The following is a 23,850-nucleotide window of genomic DNA, read 5'->3' on the forward strand; positions in this document are numbered from 1 at the left end:
TAATAATTTACGCAATTGACAATTACATTTTTAGGTACTGGAACATCTCAAGGAATTCCCGTTATAGGAAGCAATCATCCTGTCTGTTTAAGCGACGATCCTAGAGATACGCGCCTACGGGTTTCTGTGCTCATTGAGTGGGAAGACTATCATTACGTGATAGATTGCGGTCCTGATTTTAGGATGCAGATGCTGAGTACGCTTTCGCGAAAGCGCACCCCTTCTGGAGACCTCGTTCCTTTGCATGGGATTTTATTTACCCATGAACACGCAGATCACGTGGCGGGATTGGACGATATCCGTCCATTTGTATTTGGACAAGGCGATGTTCCTATTTATGCACATACACGTGTATTGAATATTCTTAAAGAGCGATTTGACTATATTTTTGCTACCAAAAATAGATATCCTGGCGCACCAAAAGTAAGTGCCTTTGAGGTAATCAATGGGCAATCCATTTCATTAGGAGGTATTGATGTGGTCCCGATTGAAGGATATCACGGCAATTTGCAGGTTTTTGGCTATCGTTTTGATCGTATTGCATACCTGACTGATATTAAAACAATCGCTCCTGAAGAAATAGAGAAATTACAAGGGCTCGATATCCTTGTGATTAATGCGTTACGTTTTGAAGAACATCAAACGCATCTTAATGTAAGCGAAGCATTAGCACTCATTGAAAAAATTAAACCAAAACGAACCTATTTTACACATATAAGTCATCGTATGGGATTTCACGCCGAAGTAGAAGCACAGCTTCCAGACACGGTACATCTTGCCTATGATGGATTAACTTTAACGACGACCGATGAAACGTAATATTTTTTTATACCTCTTTTTATTTGCTGCTTTGTGGATTGTATATCAATATGTACACAATAAAAAGTTCTATGAAAATCAGCAGCAACGAATGACAAAACTAGAAACCAAATATCAAAAAGCGGTAGATAGTATAGATGTGCTCCAACAACGTCTCGGAGAAACCGAGTATTTTGGATTGCGGAGTAATGCCAATGCGTATGAGTACTACGAGGATAGTCCTTTAGGAATTCCGTCGATTATACAACTAGTAACAGATGGTATCATTGAAAAAAATACGTTAGAAGGCAATGTGTTTATTCCGTATCAGGGGGATGAACGTGCGTATCAAATCAATCAAATACATCTTTTAAATCACCGATGGCTCATCGCCGACTTCTCCGACGGCAACACATGGGGTGAGCTTCTTATAGAATATTTTGTTAATGAGGATAATAGCATTGACTATCGTGTGATTGATAGTTTGTTGTATCCTTTGTAGCCCGATGTGAAAGGGGTGGTTGTTTCACTTTTTTGTAATTTTTGGATTCACAAAAAAATGAAACTTTCCGTTTCTTGGTTTGTTCATAATACTTTGTTAATGAGGATAATAGCATTGACTATCGTGTGATTGATAGTTTGTTGTATCCTTTATAGCCTTGTGTAAGGGGTGGTTGTTTCATTTTTTTTGTTAGTGAAACGCCGTTTTAAAAAGTTGCGAAGTAAGAAATTTAAAATGGCTAGTTGAACTAATCCCGCTTTTCAGCGGGATCTACTAGGTTTAATAGCTATTGTTTAACTACAAAATCTTCTACCCTTAGACAACCCAGGATAAACTCTTAGAAGAAATCCCACACGATTTGCTCTGGGTGATGCGATTCCTCATTGTGCCTCGTTCGGAATGACGTATTCAATCAGATGCATAGAAACAAAAACGCCCAGGTACATCACTTGAGCGTTGTTTTTGTATTTGTCTATGAATGCAATGTCTAACTATCTCCCAACAACTCAGCAATCTTATTTTCTAAAGCTTGCCCTCTTAAGTCTTTGGCGATGATGGTGCCTGTTTCATCTAATAAAAACGTCGCAGGTATCGCTCGTACACCATACGATCTAGGGATCGGGTCGTTCCAGAATTGAAGATTGGAGACGTGATACCAATCCATTTGGTCTTTTTCAATGGCACCAAGCCAACGTTGTTTTTGTCCTGGTTGATCCAGAGATACACTGATGATATTTAATCCTTTGTCATGATATTTGTTATACACACGTACCACATTTGGGTTTTCCATACGACAGGGTTTACACCAAGATGCCCAAAAATCAATAATGGTATATTTTCCTAGCGTTTCTGATAGGGCTAGTTCTTTTCCATCGGGTGTTGGTGCACTAAACTCAGGGGCTTTATTACCTACGCTCGCAACGTTTGAAGCAGCGCGTTGTGATTTTTGTTGTGCGATATAGTTTTTGATGCTATTCCCAACAGTAGATTTCTGTATATCTGGAGCTAAGTCGTTATAATAGGCTTCCGTTTCTTCTATATCCAATACTTTAGCATTGATCAAATCAGATAGTGCCATAATAGAAACCATAGTGTTAGTATTCTCGGTCAATACTTGCTTTTTAGATTCGATGTATTGCTCATCTAATGCCTGAATTTGAGCCGTGTATTCTGTAACCATAATGCCATCAGTCTCTCTTCTTGCTTGGTTAAGATTCTTTGTGAGTTCGGCTTTTTTCTTATTGAGTTGGCGACTCTTTGTGGTGTAGGTATTAAAAAGTTCGTTCTCCTTACTTCCTGTGACTAGGGATGAAGGAATGCTATCTTTATATAAGGTAATGGTAAGTGGTGCTTGATCTTTTACAATCAAAAGTTGCTGTCTGCCTAGAGACGTAGAGAGTATTTGTAATCCTTTACCTTCTTCACGAGGTTTAGTGAATACAAAGGCTTCCGCTGTCACCACAGCCGTGTCTAAAGCAATACGTTTATTATTTTCTCCTAACTCTTCAATATAGATTTCTGTACCATCAGGAATGCCTGTTGCCGTTCCTTTTATACTATAATTTTCTTTTTTCGCGCAAGCAAAAACTAAAAATGCAAGCGCTACTATAAAAATTCTTCTCATAAAATGCGTAAATTTGAGTAACAAAAGTACTTATTATCCGTCTAATATACTATTTGAGTACTTGTTTTAAGTATTCAATAATTGTTAGCAAATCATAATATCCAACACTCATGGCTTTTTTAGAAGAAGATTTCCCGATGCAGATTCACGTTAGCTTTGAGAAGTTAATAGACTCTTATAAATCATACCTTACAGAAGGCGGTGACGCCTTGCTTAAAGAGCGCGCTGAACGTGTTCTAAAAATTGCTGAAGATTATCCAGCACTTGTAGAAGGTCTTACTAATATTAAAGGTGTAGAAGCATATCAACCACAAATTGATGCAATACTTGCTGATTTATTCTCTGATATTTTACAACAAAACGAAATTAAAATTGCCTGTCTTCCTTTTAATGAACTGATTATTAAGTCATCAAAACGCTATAAAAAGATCGTAAACGAAGCGGGAGAGGAGTATCATCTTGAGCTTCGTAATTTTGATAGGAATACCAGCTATATCATGGGATGTAGCATGATTCTTATACAGTATTACGGATATAATATAGACTTTAGAAGACCTTTCTTTTACGATATTCCTGATAAAAATGGGGTAACCAGACATTACCGTATGTTGTACAATGGCGATTATGTCAATATTGAAAAAGGATCGGATGCACCAGAAATTACAGATAAAGATGTCGAAGATCTTTTAGACAACTTTGATAATATTGCTATATGGAAAGAAAAATTTCCACCACGGAGTTGGCATTTTAAGGGGTTTATACTAGCAAATCTATATGATGCAACATCAGATGTGTCTTTGTCTGATTTTAAAACAAGTCTGCTACGATATGATAAAAGTGACACTGGTTTTATAGAAGGATTCCATAGTATTTTTCAATCTATATTTAATCTTCCAGAAATTAAAGTTGGTTTTTCAAATTATAATGATGAAGAAAAAACATTGGAACGTGTTCCTTATAATACAGTAGAGAGTTTTGTTTTGAATGCAGAGCAAAAAAGAGCGTGCCGAAGTGCCTTATGTAGTGGTTCTTTTTACACCATATTTACAAAGAAGCAATTTTTTGCGGTATCTGATGTAGCCCGTTATTTGAGTAAAGATCCAACAGAACATTTTTATAAAAATTTATTAGATCAAGATATAAAGAGTGCCATTTTTGCTCCTATTGCAGATGGAGACAACTTTTTGGGACTTTTAGAAATTGTATCTCCTAATAAACAAGATCTTAATAGTATCAATGCGAATAAGTTACTTGATGTGATGCCCTATCTTCTAGATTCTGTAAAGCGTTCTAGAGAAGAAATGGAAAATGAACTAGAGATTATCATACAAAATGAATGTACCTCTATACATTCTAGTGTATATTGGAAGTTTAGAAAAGAGGCAAAACGTGTCTTAACCGCTCAAATAGATACAGGAACGTCTGTTGCTTATAGAGATGTGGTATTCAAAGATGTGTATCCGTTATTTGGACAGGTAGATATTAAAGGCTCTTCTGAAGCTCGAAATACGGCGGTAGAGAAAGATTTGCTTTTACAGTTGAGAGAAGTTAAAAAGATTCTAAATCTGGCTAATACATCTCAGAAATTACCTGTGTATGAAGAATTTTTATTTAGAGTAGACACTTTTGTACAAGGAATTAAAAATGGTTTACAAGTGGATAGTGAACAGAGTATTCTTGATTTTTTAAATCAAGATATACATCCTTTATTTAAACATTTAAAAGACCAAGAAGAAAAACTAGCTTCTCATATAGAAAAATATAATGACTTGTTAGAAGATGATATGGGACTTCTTTATAAGTTTAGAAAATCCTATGATGAATCTGTTATGCTTATTAATAAACGTTTGGCTTCTGTTTTAGATAAAAAACAGGATGAGGCGCAACGTATGTACCCTCACTTCTTTGAACGCTTTAAAACAGATGGCGTAGAACATAATATGTATATAGGCGAGTCTATTACAAGAGAGAATAGTTTTAACAAAATATATCTTTATAATCTTCGGTTATGGCAATTACAAGTGATGTGTGAGATGGAAAACGCACATTATAAATTATCAAAAAAATTACCACACCCACTCCATGTTGCTTCTATGATCTTAGTGTTTAATAACTGTCTCTCCGTACGTTTTAGAATGGACGAAAAACGATTTGATGTAGATGGCACGTATAATGCACGCTACGAGGTTGTTAAAAAGCGTGTTGATAAAGCGTACATAAAAGGAACGGAAGAGCGTGTGACACAACCTGGTAAAATTACAATTGTATATAGTCAGAAAGAGGATGAACGTGAATATATGCGTTATATCAATTTTTTGCAGGAAAAGCAGTATATAGGTGAGACTGTAGAAATTGTAGAACTTCAGGATTTACAAGCTGTGACAGGTCTTAAAGCCATCCGAGTCGAAGTCTTATATAAATTACCTACGAGTAAAAAGGAAAATAAAGAATATTATACCTATGATGATCTTATGGAAGAGATTAGGTCATAATACAAAAAAAGCCTAGTGTGATACTAGGCTTTCTTATATATATAATACTTATGAAAGTACTGCTGGAGGATCTTGCACTTTGAAGTAAATGGCAAAAGCGATGGCAGTGACAATAATTCCTAGCATAAAAACCGTATAAGTTATTCTAAGAATCCGATATTTACGATCCAATACAATTCCTAAGAAATATAAGTCTTTAGTAAGTGCAGAATAGATATAATTTTTGTCTTGCATCATTTCATTGATGGCCCATTCAAAATCGGTAAGACTCATTTTATGAAAATTCCCAAAAAACAAAAGATTTACTTTTTTTTGCTCTACATCTTCTCTTGTAAATTTACCCATAGTTACATTAGGACGTGTTGCTAACACAGATAATATCATAGATGCAATACTAAATACAACAAAGATAACTGTAGGGACTATAAGATATGAATTGGATGGATTATCTAATTTAGGAATCAAATTTGACAGTGCTAGAGATACAATAATCGCATTTACAGATAATAAAATATTTGCCTTTGTATCAGCAATATCACTTAACTTAATATGATTACGAAGTGTAATACGAAACATTGATTGCACTCCTTTTTCAGGACTTTCATCTTTAAGTTTAATTTTTAATTTTTCTTTCTTTTTTGCCTTTTTAAGTTTCTTTTGTTCCTTAATCATTTTTAAAAGATTGGAATCTTTTTTAGGTTTCCAATTATCAATGGCATACTCGGTATAATAACGATGTGATGTTGTAAACATATCTATATTGCACTTACGCCATTCTTCCTGAGAATGCTCTGCAATGCCTTGAATACGTAGTTCTTGTCGTAAATATTCACTTGCTTCTTCAAAATAGCTTTTGGCAAAGTGAGAAGCATCAGCATCTCTTAAGATTTTATCTAACTCACTTTCTGGGTTGTTTTCCATTTTGGTTCCCATAATAGCTTGCTTAATGATATCAATACGCTCCTGTGGATGTCCTTCTTTAGATAAGAAATCTTGTGCAATTTCTGCAGATTTCTCTTCGTGACCTTCTCGAGTATCTATATACCCTGTATCGTGTAAAAAAGCAGCAATTAAAATATCTTCTTTTTCTTCTTTGGTAAGATTGCTTTTTTCTATAATTTCTTTAGTACTTTTATACACGCGTTTTGCGTGTATATAATTATGATAAATACATGTTTTTGGAAGTTCTTTATCTAAAAGATCAGCAACATAAGCATCTGTTTTTTCAAGCAAAGTAGTCATACGCAGAATTTTGTTTTTCTTTGAGCTAAAATTACATGAAAAATTACATATGAAGATAAAATATACACTTGTTTATAGTTTATTTCTGTTTTTCCTATTCGGTTGTGCTACGTACGCACCTCAATATGCAGAGGTAGAAGGGCAAAGTACGCTTTCGCGAAAGCGTATACCAGCAACTTCTTTTTACTTAATAGGGGATGCCGGTGGTGCCAAAGCCAACGGGAGTACAGATGCCTTAATAGCCCTTAAAAAAGTAATAGATACGGCAAAAACTCAGAATGACTACACTATTTTTCTGGGAGATAATATTTACCCTGAAGGTTTGCCTGTAGAAGGTGGGAAAGGAAGAGAAGCTGCAGAACACAAATTACAGGCGCAAGTAGATGCCGTTTCTGGCTTTAAAGGAGAGGTCGTTTTTATACCTGGAAATCATGATTGGTACAGTCAAGGACTTAATGGGTTAAAGCGTCAAGAAAAATTTATAGAAGATGCCTTAAATGACAAGGAAGCTTTCCAACCTGAAAATGGCTGTCCTATAGAATCTATCTCTATTTCTGATGAGATTGAACTTATTATCATAGATACACAATGGTATTTAGAAAATTGGGATAGAAATCCAACTATGAATGATGAGTGTGAGATTCGTACACGAACAGACTTTTTTCTGGAGATAGAAAGTGAATTCAAAAAGAACAATGAGAAAACCATTCTTGTGGCGATGCACCATCCTATGTATACCAATGGGATTCATGGAGGAGCTTTTGCGATAGAGAAACATTTATTTCCTTTTCAATCAAATATTCCATTACCAGGTCTTGCTTCCTTAGTAACACAAGTACGTGGTCAAGGTGGGGTTTCTATACAGGATAAAGTGAATAAGCGATATACGGCACTTATGGACAGGCTCGCCACACTTTCTTATGATACCAATAAAGTGATTTTTGTTTCTGGACATGAGCATAGCCTCCAGTATATAGAGCATGATGGTATCAAACAGATTGTAAGTGGTGCGGGTGCAAAAAAGTCGGCGGCACGTTTACGTAATGATGGGTTATTTGCCTATGGCGGACAAGGATTTGCTATACTTGATATATATGAAGATGGCGCTTCAGAAGTTCGCTATTACTCTGCTGTGAACGGTGAGCCTGCTTTGCTCTTTGAAAAAAAGGTATTTGATAAAGATATTGAATATGATGTAAGCGGTCTTCCTTCACAATTTGAACCGTATACAGAAGCTTCTATTTATTCAAAAGAAGAAGTAGATAAAAGTGATGGATTTAAAAAACTTTGGGGAAATCATTACAGATCGGTATATGGGACAAAAGTAAAAGTACCTGTATTGACTCTAGATACGCTCAAAGGTGGTATTACCATTGATAGAAAAGGAGGAGGACATCAAACACGTTCATTACGTCTGGTAGATCCCGACGGAAGAAATTTTGCCTTACGTGCAGTTAAGAAAAGTGCGGTTCAGTTCTTACAGTCCGTCGTGTTTAAAGACAATTTTATACAAGAAGAGTTTAGAGACACCTTTACAGAAGACGTGATTCTAGACTTTTATACTTCCAGTCATCCGTATGCAACCCTAGCTGTAGGTACACTAGCCGATGCTATTGATGTATATCATACCAATCCAGAATTGGTGTGGATGCCAAAACATCCCGCACTAGGAAAGTATAACGAAGACTATGGAGATGAACTCTATGTGATAGAAGAGCGTCCAGATGATGGATTTATAGACGTACCTTCTTTTGGAACCCCTGACAAGATTGAAAGTACATCAGATTTACTAGAAAACCTTCGCGATGATGAAGAATATAAGTTAGATGAGTCTTCCTATATACGAGCACGTTTGTTTGATATGCTTATCGGAGATTGGGATCGACACGCAGATCAGTGGCGCTGGGCACGTTTTGATACTAAAGATCGTAAAGTTTACAAACCTATCCCAAGAGATAGAGATCAGGTATTTTCAAATTATGATGGCACTTTACTTTCGATTGCAAAAGCTTTAATACCGCCTGCAAGACAATTCCAAACGTATGGGCCTGACTTAAAAAATATCGAATGGATGAATATAGCAGGGAGCAAACTCGACATTGCCTTGCTTCCAAATGCGACTCGCAAAGATTGGCTAGCACAAGCAGCCTTTATTCGAGAAAACCTAAGTGATGCAGCCATTGATGAGGCTTTTTTAAAATTTCCTAAAGAGGTACAGGATGAGAAGCTTGAGGATGTAAAACAATCGCTTAAACTACGTCGAGAGAATCTTCTTGATATCGCATCAGAATACTTTGACCAACTTTCAAAACTTGTAGTCATTAAAGGAACTGATAAAGACGATCATTTTGAAATCACGAGAGAAGCAAACGGCACACGTATTCAAGTTTCTCGTATTAAAGGTGGAAAAGTAATGAAGCCTTTTATAGACCGATTAGTAGATTCTAAAGAAACCAAAGAAATATGGGTGTATGGTTTAGACGACGATGACACCTTTCACGTAAGTGGAAAAGGAAAGAAACCTATTTTTATGAGAATTATAGGAGGTCAAAACAACGATGTTTATACCATAGATGACGGTCGTCGTCTTAAAGTATACGATCATAAAACAAAACCGAATACTGTTGTAAAAAAAGGTGGTGCAAATTTTAAAAGATCTAATATTTATACAAATAATACTTACGACTTTAATAAAACGATTACCAATGTGAATAGTATTCTCCCATCTATAGGTTTTAATCCTGATGATGGGATTAGTATCGGACTTCTGGACACCTATACCATAAAGGGGTTTAAAAATGATCCTTACCATAGAAAGCACGTATTTAAAGCAGGTTATTTTTTCGCTACAAGTGGATTTGATCTTAGTTATGACGGTGAGTTTGCTAACTCATTAGGGCTGTGGAATCTTAAAATAGGGGCACGCTTTACAAGTGAAAATTTCGCACTTAACTTCTTCGGTTTTGGTAATGAAAGTGTCAATATGGATGATGAGCTAGATTTTGATTTTAATCGTGTTAGAACGGGTATAAACGAAGTACATTTTGGTATTGTAAAAGACAATGATTACGGAAGTAGATTAGGACTTATTACCAAAGTAGAACGTATTGAAATAGAAAATAATGACGGACGTTTTATCACACAAGCATTTGATGATGACTCTACAATTTTTAGCTCACAGTTTTTTGCTGGAGTTGAGGGATCGTACGAATTTTTAAGTGCAAACAACCCTGCAAACCCATCCAAAGGAATGGAGTTTTTACTTAAAGTTGGATCTAAAGTAAATCTAGAAGATACAGATCGTATTTATGGCTACGTATCGCCTACGCTTGGTTTTTATAATGCGCTTTCGCGAAATAAAAAACTGGTACTCAAAACAAAGGTTCAAGGGCAGTTTAATATAGGAGATTCGTTTGAATTTTATCAAGGAGCAACCTTAGGTGCTCGTAATGGATTGCGCGGATTCAGAAATGAGCGTTTTACGGGAGAGTCAGCCATTGCAGGGAGTGCAGATCTTAGATATAGTTTTAATCGTTTTAAGACAGGATTGTTGCCTATTCAAATAGGCATTTTTGGAGGAGCCGATGTGGGTCGTGTATGGCTTGATGGAGAAGATAGTGATATCTGGCACAATTCCTTAGGAGGTGGCTTCTGGATCAATGCAGTCGATATACTTTCTGGGCAATTTGGCGCTTTTAACTCTGATGACGGACTGCGGATCAATTTTGGTTTTGGTGTACGCTTATAGTATAATTTTTACTCTCAAAAAGAGTTATAAGCTCTTTTTGAAAAGCAATTAATGGCTCAAGAACTTGTGTCCAGTTATCAAATTGTAAATGATATTCAATCTTAAGTTCATATTCATTTGTAGAATTTCTCCCACATATATAAGACTCAAAAGCGGTATCCTTAGCAATGGTGTTCAATGCTTTTAAAGAAGTGCTTCTTTCAAGAAAAGTTTGTAATTTCCTATGATGTGTTACTATTTTGAATCGATCCTTTTTGTCTGTAGAAAACAGGGTAGATAGATGACTTTTTGTATTAATAGTAAAGTCAGGAGCTTTTAATGAAAGCGGTAGTACACAAGAATAGATGCCAACATACGAAGTTCCCATTTTATTAATGATAGATATTTGATGATGCTTATATGGGATTTTCAAATGAAATACTACATTCGGGCTATATAGTCCGCCACCAATATCAAGATCACTGTCTGAAAAATAAAAAGCTCCCTGTTCTTTAGATGCGATGTTTTTAAATATGTTGACATAGAAATCCATATAATTATATGTGTGACAAAATGAAAATTAGTTACATATTTTACAGTTGATATACTTTTTGGACAATTATATGTCTTTCATAATATTGATAACTTACTTAGTACATTTTAATAGGGCGCCACACCAGAGATCAGAATTCCTTCCTGCTTAGTGCCAACATACCCATATCCTTTTTTGTAGTAGAATTTATATACCAACGTGCCTGCTTCCAATTTGATAACGATGAGATCCTCATAATTACAAAAGGGAGTTTTAAGAGTTTCTTCAAACGTCAGTAGGGTATACCTAGCTTTTTGATCTGCGGTTTTCCAAGTGTGGCCTTTTGTAAAGGATGGATCAAATCGTATGGTTTCGGTATCACAACATTCTTCAAATTGATAAATCACACCATTTTCTTCTCTCAGATACATAAAACTTACAGTTCCCTCTTCCCAAGTCTGGGCATATTCTACATATTCTTTGCCTTCTCTTGTTTTCTTTCCAATAATTTCCTCCATATAATAAGTGTCCTTCCATAAAATTTTCTTTGTTTTTATGGTGATAGGAAAGTAGCTGTCTTCTTCATATACCTCACAAAAAGTTTGTCCCTCTTTTTGTGAAAACATATAAGTAGTTATTAAAAACATGCTAAATAGAGTAAAGGCTTTCATTGGTATATAGGTTTGTTGACAAGCTAAAATACATGAAATGGTATAAATATTTTTATAGACACTTTTTTTACTTCTATTTTTCGAGAATTATAAACAGGGGTTTATACCTGCTTTTATAGATGATAGAGTCTTTAGATTGATTTTTAATCTTTAACATCCTTTATCATGAAAAATCTATTACCCTTTTTAGTTATTATATTTTTATATTCTATTAATAGCCAAGTCTATGGGCAGATTGTAACAAACACCACTCTACCTAGTGAAAGAATAGTATTGCCTAATGATTTACATGAGTTAGAAGAAGATCGCTTAGAACTTATCTCCAATATGTATGGGATGATGTATGAAATTAGTGGTCTTTTTACAGAATTAGAACGTTCAGCAAGTTTGGAAAAGCTTTTAAAAAATTATGAAGAAATACATGCATCTGGAGAAACAACAAGTTCAATTACTGCAAATTATGAAAGACAACAAAGACGTCTACAAGAAATTAAAACACAAATTATTCTTCCAGAACTTAGAAAAACAGAAAATATTGACTCCTCAGATTTAGAATCTATGAGTGTTTCAGAGGGGTTTAGACGTATTATAGAAAATAAAGTACAAAATGTTCTAAAAAAAAACAGATCAATTATCTAGTGTTGGTGCCAAAGTAACAGAACTTAATAACACTTCGTATGTAGGTCAAAACTTTAAAAAACAAATTAGTTGGTCGTTTGCCTTCTTAGTAGGTATTGTGATTGTTGGTTTCTTTATTGTTGCAAACAGAGATGATCAGATACGTAAATCTATTTTTACTGGAGATTCAGGATTACAATTTATTACAATATTTTCTATTATTATAGCTATTATTTTATTTGGAATAACGGAGGTGCTTGGAGGTAAAGAGATTTCTGCTCTTCTTGGAGGAATCTCGGGATATATTTTAGGGCGTAGCAGTCTTTCAAATCCATTTAAACCAAAAGAAGAACTAAAAACATTAGAAGTTTCAATTCCAACACCAGCTCCAAAATCAAAAGATTCTACAACTGTATAAACTCAAAAAGAAAGATGTATTGCTTAAGCATCTGCTATCTATAGATAACAGATGCTTTGAGTTATTAGAGTACATAGTGTTATATCACTTCTGAACGATCAATATCGTATGTAGTTCGATTATCTTGTCTGAACGTTTGTAGGGTACTTCGAGCTGTTCTATGATTTGAAATCCTAGTTTGGTAAGTTCTTTTTGAAGAATAGCGACATTGTGATAATAAAAATAAGTACGTTCTCCTGTAGCACTCGCTATAAAACCAGAATCTCTATCATTTCCTGATACAAAGCTGAGGTATAAAACACCCTCTGGATAGAGTAGTGTATAAGCGTTTTTTACAAGTCGTATCGTATCCATCGCAGAGAGATAGGGGAGTATAAAGCCACACAGGATTCCGTGAAATTTTTCTGAGATCGTATTCAGATATCTACCATCTAATTGTTGGAACCTTGCTTTTGGAACATTCTTTTGGGCTAATACAATCATATTAGGAGCCACGTCGGTTGCTAAGATTTGATACCGTGGTTTTTGGTCTAAGAGGTATTTGGTCATATTTCCTGGACCACAGCCAATTTCAAGAATAGACGCTTTATCATTTGCAATCAATTCGCAGAAACGATCATAGGATGCATTATAGATTTCTAAATCCATAAAGGCTTCTTCATAGCGTTTTGCGACGCTATTCCACGTGTTATGTGTTTCTTGATACTGATCCACTAGTTACTTTCTTGCTCTAAAAAACCTAAGACATAGATAGCAGCCGAGTTCCAGTTTAAACAAATCTCGTTACTGGCATAACTTGGTGTTTGATCTACCCAAGAATTCATAGGCGATGTGTTTTCTGGATACGTCACATCATTCTGATCTTGTTTTGCATAATTTGGACCACCTGAAATAAAACCAGGTACAGGCATTTCGATAGTATCTCCTGCACTTTGTCTATGATGAATAAACATAGGCGTTTGATCTCCATATCCCGTAATAAAACTATACCCTATGGCATTTTTACCAAAAACATAATCTGTGATTTCTTGTACAGCTCTTAGATATGCTGGTTTTTTAGTGATCCGATATGCCTGCGCAATGATCATAGCGGCATTCAACACATCGCTATTAGAACCCCAATTAAATACGGTAATAGGTTGAAAATAATCATTGGTATTGGTTAATGCGACTAATTGATCTGCGGCTTGAATGATATTGTTTTTTGACGAATTGACAAGGGTAGCATCTTCAGATTGATCAATGAGTGCAAAAGCAGCAATATATTTCATATAGGTATTCCAGCTTCCACCTTTATACGTGCTAAGATTAATGGGGTTTTCTTTAAGATAGCTTTCGTATTCTTGACTTCCTGTACTTAGATATAATTCGGCAGCAGCCCAATACCATTCTTGAGAAAAGTTTCCATCGCCATATTCTCCCGTGACGATATCTTCTGGATTTGAAAAGGCAATATCAGGATTCGCTTTTGACCATTCCCAAGCTTTTTTCGCGGAAGCGAGACAACGATCTGCATACGCAGGATTGATTGCTTTAAAAAGTCGATATCCTTTTGCTGTGACTGCGGCAAAATCCAAACTTGACGCTGTCCCTTTTCCTATGATAAAACGTTCTGCCTGTCCTTTTTCAGGAAGTGTCATGCCTGTAAAGCTTTTGGTGGTTAATTTAAAAAATACTCCGCCATTATCATCTTGCATGGTGAGTAACCAATCGAGTTCATATTTGAATTCGTCGAGAATATCAGGAATGGTATTTCCACTTTCTGGAATGTTCAGGCTTTGATCAGGAAGCACTGACGGATATTGCTCATAAAGCGTCATCATTTGTCCTAATGGAAAAGCACCATTGATCACATATTTCCCAAAATCTCCTGCATCATACCAACCACCTGGCGAAGCGATCGTACCTATACGTCCTGAAGACGGATGAAAGGTCACAGTCGTATCTGGATGTCCGGCATTACGAGCCCAAACGCCTGCGTATTTTTGCTCTAATGGCATACTTGCCCGTTGATAATACAATGATTTTACACTCGCTGTAAAGGCGTCAGCTAACACAGCAGTTTTAATTTCAAAAGGGTAGGAGTATCCTAAATTATCTATATAGAGATTATAATTTCCTGTGGTTGTAAATTCAGAAAAATCTGCTACGCGAACGGTTTCGCCAGCAAGATTCCACGTGAGACTATCGGAAAGGTTTCCTTCAAATACCTTTTCTTTTGTCTGTTGATCAATGAGATAGAAAGTTGTTGTGGATACAGGCTCTGTAATAATGGCTTTTTTAGATGCATTGGGATAGTATCCTATTTGATTCAATCGAATCGCATCTGCTTGTGTGGTGTTGTATTCTGGTAATGATTCTTTACAAGAAGATATAATAACACAAACGGCTAGTAGTAAAAGGAGGTGTCGCATCCCATAAAGATACATAATGATCCGTTTTAAAAAGTACTTGATACAATTTTAACCCCTATCGTTTACACTTTCGTACTTCGACTGGGCTCAGCATAAACTTCTGCGTCGATACTTTCTCCTTGAAATCGTACTAAACATCCATACTACTTCACAAGGAGTCGTAATGTCTGAGTACCTTCTCTAGTTTTAATCTGTGCGAGATACATTCCTGAGCTAAGTGCTAATGGAATTTGTGTGATTCCATTAAAAGCTGTTGTTGCCACTTCCTGTCCTAGAATCGTATAGATGGTTAAGGTTCCTGATTGATTAGGCGCTTGGATGGTTACTTGATCTTGTGCAGGGTTTGGATATAAACGAATATTTTGAGCGGCAAATGTATCTGTGCTTAATGGAAGATTATAGACTTCGCCCACGAGATCTCCCCAAATATATTCGGCAAGATCAGGAAGGTCTATAAACGGATTCCTATTAAATTGCCAGGTATGAACGATGTTATTTCTGTTGAGTTCGTAATCATCTGCTGGGTCATTGCGATACCAATCTAGTAAAATATCAAGATCGCCTAAGGCACCCACAGTATCATTGGATGGGTTTCCAGAAACAACTTCAAGACCATTGTAGCGAATGGTTAAAAAGAAAATTCCTCTTGCCACATCGCCTTGCCAGCTTCCTTGATTGTTTTCAGGACCGCTATATTCTCCATAATCTTGATTCCCTCGTGCACTATTTTCTGGACCATCAGTAGCACGTAATCCGTGAGCGTCACTATTGGCGTGACGTAAGGAATCTGCTTTTGTCTCAAAGAAAATGTCAATACCATCGGCTATTTCGTCTAAATCAATATCATTAAATCCACCACGAGATCTTGGGTAAGTGTGCTCTCTATTCCAAAGTCCAGCATTACTTCCGCCAGAGGTTTGAAAATCTAATTTAGGGCGTTGTTGCTCTGTATATAAAAGCCAGACTTGGTTGCTATTTAACGGACTTTGATCTGCCTCTTTTAAAATATCAATCACATCTGCATACGTTTGTGCTCTGACCACATCTGGATTTGCAATAATATTTTGTATGGCTTGGACAAGGGCTTCACCCGCAAGACCATCTATGGAATCATAGTATCCTTCAGGTTGTGTACTTTCCACTTGACCAAATGTTGGTTCAAGCGGAGTTCCCCATGCCGCCATGGTAAAATCATTATCAATCACACGGATTTGGTTATTATCATTCAGTCTTGAAAAGGTATCTGGAAGTTCGCCAAAGGTAATTTGTAAGACTTCGTCTCCTTCATCATCGGTATCATCTATGAGTTGAATAGTTGTCGTTGCTGTATTGGATCCATTAGGAATGGTGATCATCGTAGCTCCAGAAAAATCTGCCGTGTTAAATGTACCATTCGAAAGAGAAATCGTAAAACTCAGGTCTTCTGTAAGATCTTCTTGTGTTGTAAATGTAATGTCAAAAGAGTCACCTTCATTGTATTGATCACTAGGTGTTGTAAAGCCAATTCCGTTGATAAAAACACCAGAACCATCATTAAGAACGCCTGGTGTAGGTGTTGCTACAAAATAGGATCCATCATTATCACGCTGTATGGATTCTGTAGTCTGGTTGCCGTTTTCGCCTTCGTTGGTTTGTACAATACCACCTAATAACTCTAATAATAAAGTATCATCTGCATCATTGGTGTCGTGAGCGAGTGCATCAATAAGATTGGTTGTTGTTGCTAATGTACCATCTGGAAAATCGGATGCATTTCCTAGATAAATAGCCGCTGCATCTGCTCCGTTTTGAATGGTACTATCAAATATGATAAAATCTCCAATGGGGGACACATCGTTATTAGATATTAAGAATATTCCGTTAATATCTGTTGTAAAGCCATCGAGGTCTAAAGCAAAATAACTAGAGTCATTTCCGCTAGTGGAGCCATTGAAAAGAACCAAGACAAAGCCGTCTAAAGACATTTGAGGGGTGTCTGACTTTAATTCTATAAACTCCATGGTATCAGTACTAGGAGTGTCAGAATCTAATTCATTAATAACAATTTGAGCCTGAATAGTATATGTAAATAATACTAAACAAGCGCTTAGGATAAGTTGATAAGTGCGCATACGCAAAGGTACGTGGAATCCTGTATTTCTATATGAACAAACTGTTACGTTTTTTCAACAAACAGCGCTTTAGACAAAACTAATTTTGATGATATGTTCAAAACATTTTTGAGCGCTTTGCACCGCACCTTCCATATACCCGCCAAACTGTGAAGCAGTTTCTGAACCCGCTACATAAAATCGATCATTGTAGAAAAGTTCTTGATAAATAGCCTGTCCGTTATTTTGATGAGGAAACACAAAGTTTTCGTAAGGAGTAAAGGTAAAAGCTTCTTCTTTCCAAACGGTTTCTTTGTATGAAAGGTAATTTAGGGCTTCTTCTCCAAAAGTACGTTGAAGCTGTGCGAACACGTTTTCTTTCCGAATTTCTCTTGTTACTGTCGATAATTCGTTGTTTAAGAAACCTTTTAAGGCGTACTTACCATTTTCTAGTGTTGTGTGATCATACATTTCTGTAATTGGAAATACGTTGCTGTATAGGGTTCCTGACCAATTACGTTTTTTCCAAAAAGGAGTAGGGTAGGAAATCCCAAACTTAATAGATTCTCCCATCCAAGTATGTGTTTTCTTGGCAATACTAGTAAGCGTATCAGGTAGCTCAGGTGAAAATTGTATATCAGTTACCAATAGATTAGGAGGTAAGGTTGATACCACTTTTGAAGCCGTGTAGGTTTGATCTTTAGTAATTACCTCTATAACATTATCGTGTGCTTTTATATGTGTGACACTAGTATTGAGATATAATTCGTCTTTTTCTAAAGCTTGCGCTAGTTGTTCAATCAATGCACTGCTACCACCTTGTATTCTATAACTTGGACTCCCGTTGGAAGGCAACATCACTTCTTGTGGTGCTTGATTAGCCATCGGTTCATACCAAGCGGTACCTTCTGTATATTGTGGATATATGGGAATTTGGAGTTCTTGAAGTAGTTCAATTAAAGCGGTATGCTGTTGTCCTAACCAAGTAGCCCCCATTTCTATAGGCGTTTCTCGATCTGAAAGATGCGTATGGATACGGCCTCCTATCCGATCTCTAGCTTCTAAAACCGTCACAGGAATACCTTGTTTCTTGAGTCGATAGGCGAGTAAAAGCCCTGTTAATCCAGCACCAATAATAAGAATATTCTTCTTCATGCCTCAAAGCTATAAAAGCTTTTCAAAACACACGCTGTTTTCTACGCCTATATATTGCCCATAATTAGGAATACGTGCATACCCATTCTTTTCATATAAAGCAATGGCTTCAGGTTGTCGTACGCCAGTTTCCAATACACATCTTGTATAGCCTAATTCTTTTGCCCAAGATTCTAAATTTGTCAACACCTGTGTAGCTAGCCCTTTTCCTCTTTGAGAGTCTATGATATATATTCTTTTGACTTCTACCGTAGTTGGGTTGTATGTTTTGATAGCTCCACAACCTACAGCATTTGATTCTTGATACAAGACAACACAATGTTTTAAGGAGTCAATAGTATTAAACTGATGATAAAACGCATGTTCATCACCATCTCGTCGAGCAAGGTCATTATCTAATAGCTGTACCAACATTTTAAAATCGGTATGCGCAGCTGTCGTTCTTATAAAAGTCATGTGTCGGCTTATTGTACTCTTACGGCTGTACCAACAACAGAAATCATCGTTACTCCCGTGGTACTCATCATTTCAATATCTATAGAAACCCCTATAATGGCATTGGCTTGTTTTTCTTGTGCCTGTGCTCTTAGTTTTTCAAAAGCGTCTTCTTTTGCTTGTTCTAGTGATTTCTCATAGTTTTCATAATACTTCTTGGAATTGAACATATCTTTAAAAGAAAATCCTTTACTCGTAAAATTTGAACTATAGGTGGTGCCGACGATAATTCCTAGATAGTTAGTCACTACTTTTCCGTCTATACTGTTGGTGGTTGTTAAAATCATATTGCGTGTTTAGGCTATTAGTATCGATATTATCATGTTGTTACAGGGATTGCTTCTTTTTACGCTTTCGCGAAAGCGTATATAACCCTCATAAAAGTTTTAAATATACACTTATCTATTAAACGGATATTCTTGTATCCAATGATAGCCACGATCCATTAATGGAATAATAAGTAGCGTAGAAAGCATGTGATAAAGCGAAATAGAAAATGATTTTTAATAGACATAGGATAATTGATGGATGCTTAGTTAGCACTTAAAATACTTATTTTTAGGATGAGCTATTAAAAATTATTTTTTTTGTAATCTTTTATACAGCTATACATAGACGTTTTTGAGTCATACTTTAGAGGAGATTTTTACCTTATAAAAATAGGAATCATTTTTTTAGTATTAAAAAATAACAGTTCCTTGTAACAAAAGATATGAGTACTCGTCTCCCTAATAACTAACCGAAATGAATACAATGGATCAAAAAGCGTTCATCACTCTTGTTAACCCGTTTAAAGATAAGATCTATCGTGTGGCCAAACGATTATTGATTTCTGAAGACGAAGCACAAGATGCAACTCAAGAAGTGTTGTTGCGTTTGTGGACACGTAGATCTAAAATGAAGCAATACCGAAGTGTCGAAGCGTTTGCAATGACAATGACAAAAAATTACTGTTATGACTCATTAAAGGCCAAAAGGAATAATAACCTTAGAATAGTTCATAGCAATTATGAAGATCATTCTCGCAATACTGGTAGACAAATAGATGCTTCCAACGAAGTAGAATGGGTATATAAATTAATGAAAGACCTACCCGAACAACAGCAGTTAATACTGCAATTACGAGACATAGAACAATTTGACAATTCAGAAATTGCCGCTATGCTAGAAATGAATGAAACAGCAGTTCGTGTTGCATTATCACGGGCTAGAAAAACCATAAGAGAAGCATTAATTAAAAAACAAAACTATGGAATCCAATAAAGTTGAGCAGTTACTGGAAATCTATTTTGAGGGAGCGACGACACTCGCACAAGAAAAACAGTTACGTACGTATTTTACAAGTGATCACGTAGCACCTCATTTAGAGAGTTATGTAGTTATGTTTACTGCATTTACTCAGGCATCTCAAGAAGTATATACTACACCAATACAGTTACCAAAGCAAAAGAAACCAATGTATGGTTGGATTTCTGGAGTCGCCGCAGTAGCAGTTGTTCTTATAGGACTTGCCACTCAAATAAATTCTTCAAGTGATGTTTATCAAGGAAATGTTTCTCAAGAAGAAGGGATACTTAAAACCAAACAAGCGCTAGGGTTAATGAGCAAAATGTTTAACGAAAGCACTGCACAGCTGGGGGCAGTCAATGAATTTAATACAACAACCAGCAATTTTTTTAAACAATAAAAAATCTAAAAATGAAAAAAATAATTATTGTAGCGTTATTATTAGTATCATCTATAACGATGGTCGCGCAAAATCAGTTTGACAAGTTTGAATCTGTAAAAGGAGTTTCGTCTATGGTGATGAATCAAAAAATGTTCAAACTATTAAGTAAAGTAGATCTCAACTCTTCAGATCCAGAAATGCAATCCTATATAAAATTAGTAAACAATCTGGAGAATGTAAAAATGTTTACAACCACAAAAGAAGATGTAGCCTCACAAATGAACACGACCATGAAGAGTTATGTTTCTTCTTCTAGTCTTGAGGAATTATTAAGAGCTACAGACGATGGTAAAAATGTAAAGTTTTATTATAAGCCAGGTAGTAGTGACGATTATGTAAAAGAGTTTGTGATGTTTCTTAATGGAGAGATTGAAGGTGAAAATCGTACCGTATTCTTTCAAGTAACAGGAAACATTGATTTGAAACAAATTTCAAAATTAGCTCAAGAGTTAAACTTTAAAGGAAGTGAAGCTCTTAAGGATGTAGATAAAGCAAAAAAAGGATAAAATCATGAAAGGAATAATAAAGAGTATAGCAATCGTCTTACTTGCTACCACAAGCCTTATAAGCTGTAAAAATGGTGAGACACTACAAGAGTATTATGTAGCTAATCAAGAAAACTCAGACTTCATTTTAGTAGATGTACCTACAAGTTTAATAAGTAAGGATTCAAAAGTATTAGACGAAAAACAAAAAGAAGTTCTTAAAACGGTACGTAAGATTAATATCATGGCGTATCCTTTAAAGGATGGGACAACAGCTACATTTGAAGCAGAAATAGCTAAAGTGACTGCGATCTTAGCCAGCGATGACTATGAAGAATTAATGAAAATTACTTCAGATCAAGGAAATATGAAACTCTATTTTAGAGGAGAAGAAGATGCTATAGACGAGGTGGTTGTATTTGCATCACAAGATTCTAAAGGTTTTGTCATAGCTCGTTTATTAGGAAACGATATGAATATTGCAGATATGTCAAGCCTTGCCAAAACAATTCAAGCTGGAGATATTGATATCTCTCAATTTGATGGCGTTATGGACGTTTTTAATTAGCAATAAAGAGTACAACAAGATATTATCAATATCAACTTACATTTAAAATGTTTAAACACTAAAAACCTCGTTTGGCGACGAGGTTTTTTTTATGTTATATCGTGAAACCATACGCATTTTAGATTTTGATATCAACGAAATGTATACAGTTGATTTTTTTGGTTTGACTACGGTACTAATAAGTAGTAAAAAAACATCAACACTCTTTTAGATTTAGGATACTACCAATAAAATGACTTAAAATATATTTTTATGAATCTTATATGCTTTTTACTCCTAATAAACAATAGGCTGATGTTCTTATACAATCATTATTAAATCCGCTTTCGCGAAAGCGATTAAAAAACCAATGAAAACTTTTTCTATAATGTTTAAAAGAGAAGGTGTAGTAATAAAAATAATAAACCCTGCCAATGGCAGGGTTTAAATTGTATAATTATAAGTGTATTACAAACGAGATCAAGCTTATTTATTTCTTGATAAATTTGATCACACTACTCGCATTAGCACTTTCTAAACGTAAGAAGTAAATACCAGTAGTAAGGTTTGAAATATTTATAGTTCTGTTTGTAGCATCACTTGCATCAATGGTAGTAATGATTCTACCTACCATATCAATAATTTGAGTTCTTTCTATAGAAACACCAGATGTGTTAGAAATGTTCAACTCATTTTGAGCAGGATTAGGAAATACAGAGATATCTATACCTAATTGATTATCGTCAACATTAAGTACGACACCATTGATCGCCCATAATAATGCATTTCTTATAATTTGAGCTCCATCAGAAGTTGTGTCCCAGAAATCATCACGCGCATCGATAGATGGTGGATAGAAGTTAAGGAAAACACGTCTTGTGTTAGCAGGACCTACATTACTAGCTCTAATAAGTAATGGAGAACCATCAGTATATTCAGCAATTACAGTTGCTCCAGCAGCAATCGTTCCTCCAGTGTTATGGAAAGACGCAGTACCGCCATCAAAAGTAGTTACATCAGTAAGGATTGGGTCACCTGGCTCTAGAATAGTACCTATTCCTAAGTTTGCACCATTAGATTGTCCTGACATAGAATATAACTCATACTGAGTAAAACCTCCTGTAATAGATACATTAGGAGTAAAAGTAGCATCTACGACTGGTTTTCCAGAGTCAATATATTGCTCTAAAACATTACCTAAAGCAACAGGATCTGCAGCACCAGCATCTGTAAATAAAAATACAGCATCATACGCCATAAGTGTAGCAATTGATGGAGTTCCTCCACTGCTTAAGAATGTATCTGCACTAAGCGTACCTGTTTCTTCTATTTTTGCTTCAACATCTAAAATCCAATCTGGATTTCCAGGAGCACCAACAACAAGTACCGTTTGTCCATCACTAAAGTTAGCTGTCCAACGTAATGCATTTGCCATAATTAAGGCACCATCAGAAGTGGTATCCCAAAAATCATCACGCGCATCAATAGATGGAGGATAGAAGTTAAGAAATGTACGTCTTGTATTTGCAGGACCTACATTATCATCAACAATAATAAAAGGAGAACCATCAGTGTATTCAGCAACTACAGTCGCTCCACCAGCAATAGTTCCTCCAGTATTATGGAAAGAAGCTGTACCACCGTCAAAACTTGTTACACCATCTAGAGTAGGGTGACCTGGCTCTAAAATAGTACCTATCCCTAAGTTAGCTCCGTTAGACTGTCCTGACATAGAGTATAACTCATAGGCAGTAAATCCTCCAGTAATAGAAACATTAGGCGTAAATGTTGCATCTACAACAGCTCCACCTCCGTCAATGTATTGTCCTAAATTATTTCCAAAAGACACAGGATCTGCAGCACCAGCATCTGTAAATATCAAAACAGCATCATAAGATTGAAGTTCTGCTAATGTTGGAGTACCACCACTTGTAAGGAAAGTATCAGCCGCAACAAGACCTGTTCCGTCTAATTTTGCCTCTACATCAAGAAGCCAATCTGGATTCCCAGGAGAACCAGCAACAAGTACAGAAGGGACTGATGCTCCTCGTGTGTCTTCAACACCATAGTTGTTTTGGATACCTGTTGGAAAATCGGTTGAAGTGTTTGTAGTTCCTGTTCCTTGACCGAAACCTACAAACCCAGTTAAAAGTGCGGAGAAAACCACACTCTTGAGAGTAATTTTTTTCATTATGTTAATTGTTTTAGTGAGATAATTATATACAAATCTACATAAAAAAATCTATCACTTGCAATTTTGATATGAAATAGGGGCATTTGCCCCTATTTATAATACGTGTATGTGTAGGGT

Annotated in this window: 21 protein-coding genes; 10 read left to right on the top strand and 11 right to left on the bottom strand. The window is 35.8% G+C overall.

The window, feature by feature from the left end; all coding sequences use genetic code 11:
* The first annotated feature begins 15 nt into the window (after positions 1 to 15).
* Together Q0505_RS02660 and Q0505_RS02665 are read left to right on the top strand one after the other, a co-directional pair.
* Positions 16 to 819: an MBL fold metallo-hydrolase gene (locus Q0505_RS02660; protein ID WP_299208493.1), complete on the top strand. Its 804-nt coding sequence runs from the start codon at positions 16 to 18 to the stop codon at positions 817 to 819.
* Positions 809 to 1,300 (top strand): hydrolase, encoded by a 492-nt coding sequence (locus tag Q0505_RS02665; protein ID WP_299208495.1) that lies wholly within the window; start codon positions 809 to 811, stop codon positions 1,298 to 1,300. Before Q0505_RS02660 ends, Q0505_RS02665 begins: the two co-directional genes overlap by 11 nt.
* Before the next feature lie 487 nt (positions 1,301 to 1,787).
* Here Q0505_RS02665 and Q0505_RS02670 read toward each other — a convergent pair whose 3' ends face one another.
* The gene (locus tag Q0505_RS02670; protein WP_299208497.1) at positions 1,788 to 2,924 is read right to left on the bottom strand and encodes a TlpA disulfide reductase family protein; all 1,137 of its coding nucleotides are present in this window, start codon (positions 2,922 to 2,924) and stop codon (positions 1,788 to 1,790) included.
* A 110-nt stretch (positions 2,925 to 3,034) separates the two neighbouring features.
* On the opposite strand from Q0505_RS02670, the gene Q0505_RS02675 reads away from it, so the two are divergent.
* Complete coding sequence (locus Q0505_RS02675; protein WP_299208499.1) at positions 3,035 to 5,416, top strand: GAF domain-containing protein; 2,382 nt, start codon at positions 3,035 to 3,037, stop codon at positions 5,414 to 5,416.
* A gap of 48 nt (positions 5,417 to 5,464) precedes the next feature.
* On the opposite strand, the gene Q0505_RS02680 is transcribed toward Q0505_RS02675, so the two are convergent.
* Positions 5,465 to 6,658: a Pycsar system effector family protein gene (locus Q0505_RS02680; RefSeq protein WP_299208501.1), complete on the bottom strand. Its 1,194-nt coding sequence runs from the start codon at positions 6,656 to 6,658 to the stop codon at positions 5,465 to 5,467.
* A 49-nt stretch (positions 6,659 to 6,707) separates the two neighbouring features.
* Here Q0505_RS02680 and Q0505_RS02685 point away from each other — a divergent pair, with 49 nt between their 5' ends.
* A complete protein-coding gene (locus Q0505_RS02685) occupies positions 6,708 to 10,406 on the top strand; it encodes a metallophosphoesterase (protein WP_299208503.1) in 3,699 nt (1,232 codons plus the stop codon).
* Here the strand turns inward: Q0505_RS02685 and Q0505_RS02690 are convergent.
* On the bottom strand, positions 10,378 to 10,938 hold the full coding sequence (locus tag Q0505_RS02690) for a hypothetical protein (RefSeq protein ID WP_299208505.1): 561 nt from the start codon (positions 10,936 to 10,938) through the stop codon (positions 10,378 to 10,380). The two genes, Q0505_RS02685 and Q0505_RS02690, sit on opposite strands and share 29 nt — an antisense overlap.
* Positions 10,939 to 11,045: 107 nt before the next feature.
* Complete coding sequence (locus Q0505_RS02695; RefSeq protein WP_299208507.1) at positions 11,046 to 11,543, bottom strand: hypothetical protein; 498 nt, start codon at positions 11,541 to 11,543, stop codon at positions 11,046 to 11,048.
* A 210-nt stretch (positions 11,544 to 11,753) separates the two neighbouring features.
* On the opposite strand from Q0505_RS02695, the gene Q0505_RS02700 reads away from it, so the two are divergent.
* Together Q0505_RS02700 and Q0505_RS02705 are read left to right on the top strand one after the other, a co-directional pair.
* Entirely contained in the window at positions 11,754 to 12,227 is a 474-nt protein-coding gene (locus Q0505_RS02700; RefSeq protein ID WP_299208509.1) for a hypothetical protein, read from the top strand.
* 97 nt (positions 12,228 to 12,324) lie between these two features.
* A complete protein-coding gene (locus Q0505_RS02705) occupies positions 12,325 to 12,624 on the top strand; it encodes a hypothetical protein (protein WP_299208511.1) in 300 nt (99 codons plus the stop codon).
* Positions 12,625 to 12,708: 84 nt separating this feature from the next.
* Here the strand turns inward: Q0505_RS02705 and Q0505_RS02710 are convergent, their stop codons facing one another.
* The 6 genes from Q0505_RS02710 to Q0505_RS02735 form a co-directional block, all read right to left on the bottom strand.
* Positions 12,709 to 13,338: a class I SAM-dependent methyltransferase gene (locus tag Q0505_RS02710; protein ID WP_299208513.1), complete on the bottom strand. Its 630-nt coding sequence runs from the start codon at positions 13,336 to 13,338 to the stop codon at positions 12,709 to 12,711.
* Entirely contained in the window at positions 13,338 to 15,053 is a 1,716-nt protein-coding gene (locus Q0505_RS02715) for a glycoside hydrolase family 9 protein (RefSeq protein WP_299208515.1), read from the bottom strand. The genes Q0505_RS02710 and Q0505_RS02715 overlap by 1 nt, the downstream gene beginning before the upstream one ends.
* Positions 15,054 to 15,181: 128 nt before the next feature.
* Positions 15,182 to 17,149 (bottom strand): endonuclease, encoded by a 1,968-nt coding sequence (locus tag Q0505_RS02720; protein ID WP_299208517.1) that lies wholly within the window; start codon positions 17,147 to 17,149, stop codon positions 15,182 to 15,184.
* A gap of 69 nt (positions 17,150 to 17,218) precedes the next feature.
* The gene (locus Q0505_RS02725) at positions 17,219 to 18,283 is read right to left on the bottom strand and encodes an NAD(P)/FAD-dependent oxidoreductase (protein ID WP_299208519.1); all 1,065 of its coding nucleotides are present in this window, start codon (positions 18,281 to 18,283) and stop codon (positions 17,219 to 17,221) included.
* A gap of 9 nt (positions 18,284 to 18,292) precedes the next feature.
* Positions 18,293 to 18,739 (bottom strand): GNAT family N-acetyltransferase, encoded by a 447-nt coding sequence (locus Q0505_RS02730; protein ID WP_299208520.1) that lies wholly within the window; start codon positions 18,737 to 18,739, stop codon positions 18,293 to 18,295.
* Between the two features lie 8 nt (positions 18,740 to 18,747).
* On the bottom strand, positions 18,748 to 19,065 hold the full coding sequence (locus Q0505_RS02735; protein ID WP_299208521.1) for a heavy metal-binding domain-containing protein: 318 nt from the start codon (positions 19,063 to 19,065) through the stop codon (positions 18,748 to 18,750).
* Positions 19,066 to 19,531: 466 nt separating this feature from the next.
* Between Q0505_RS02735 and Q0505_RS02740 the strand changes: the two genes are divergently transcribed.
* The 4 genes from Q0505_RS02740 to Q0505_RS02755 are packed head-to-tail and all read left to right on the top strand — an operon-like array spanning position 19,532 to position 21,560.
* Positions 19,532 to 20,041, top strand: a complete 510-nt coding sequence (locus Q0505_RS02740; protein WP_299208548.1) for a sigma-70 family RNA polymerase sigma factor — start codon at positions 19,532 to 19,534, stop codon at positions 20,039 to 20,041.
* The gene (locus tag Q0505_RS02745; protein WP_299208523.1) at positions 20,028 to 20,465 is read left to right on the top strand and encodes a hypothetical protein; all 438 of its coding nucleotides are present in this window, start codon (positions 20,028 to 20,030) and stop codon (positions 20,463 to 20,465) included. The genes Q0505_RS02740 and Q0505_RS02745 overlap by 14 nt, the downstream gene beginning before the upstream one ends.
* A gap of 11 nt (positions 20,466 to 20,476) precedes the next feature.
* Positions 20,477 to 21,013: a DUF4252 domain-containing protein gene (locus Q0505_RS02750; protein WP_299208525.1), complete on the top strand. Its 537-nt coding sequence runs from the start codon at positions 20,477 to 20,479 to the stop codon at positions 21,011 to 21,013.
* 4 nt (positions 21,014 to 21,017) lie between these two features.
* Positions 21,018 to 21,560, top strand: a complete 543-nt coding sequence (locus tag Q0505_RS02755; RefSeq protein ID WP_299208527.1) for a DUF4252 domain-containing protein — start codon at positions 21,018 to 21,020, stop codon at positions 21,558 to 21,560.
* 469 nt (positions 21,561 to 22,029) lie between these two features.
* Here Q0505_RS02755 and Q0505_RS02760 read toward each other — a convergent pair whose 3' ends face one another.
* Positions 22,030 to 23,730, bottom strand: a complete 1,701-nt coding sequence (locus tag Q0505_RS02760) for a T9SS type A sorting domain-containing protein (RefSeq protein WP_299208529.1) — start codon at positions 23,728 to 23,730, stop codon at positions 22,030 to 22,032.
* Positions 23,731 to 23,850 lie beyond the last annotated feature (120 nt).

This window comes from uncultured Dokdonia sp. (genome assembly GCF_937910895.1).
Classification (GTDB): domain Bacteria; phylum Bacteroidota; class Bacteroidia; order Flavobacteriales; family Flavobacteriaceae; genus Dokdonia.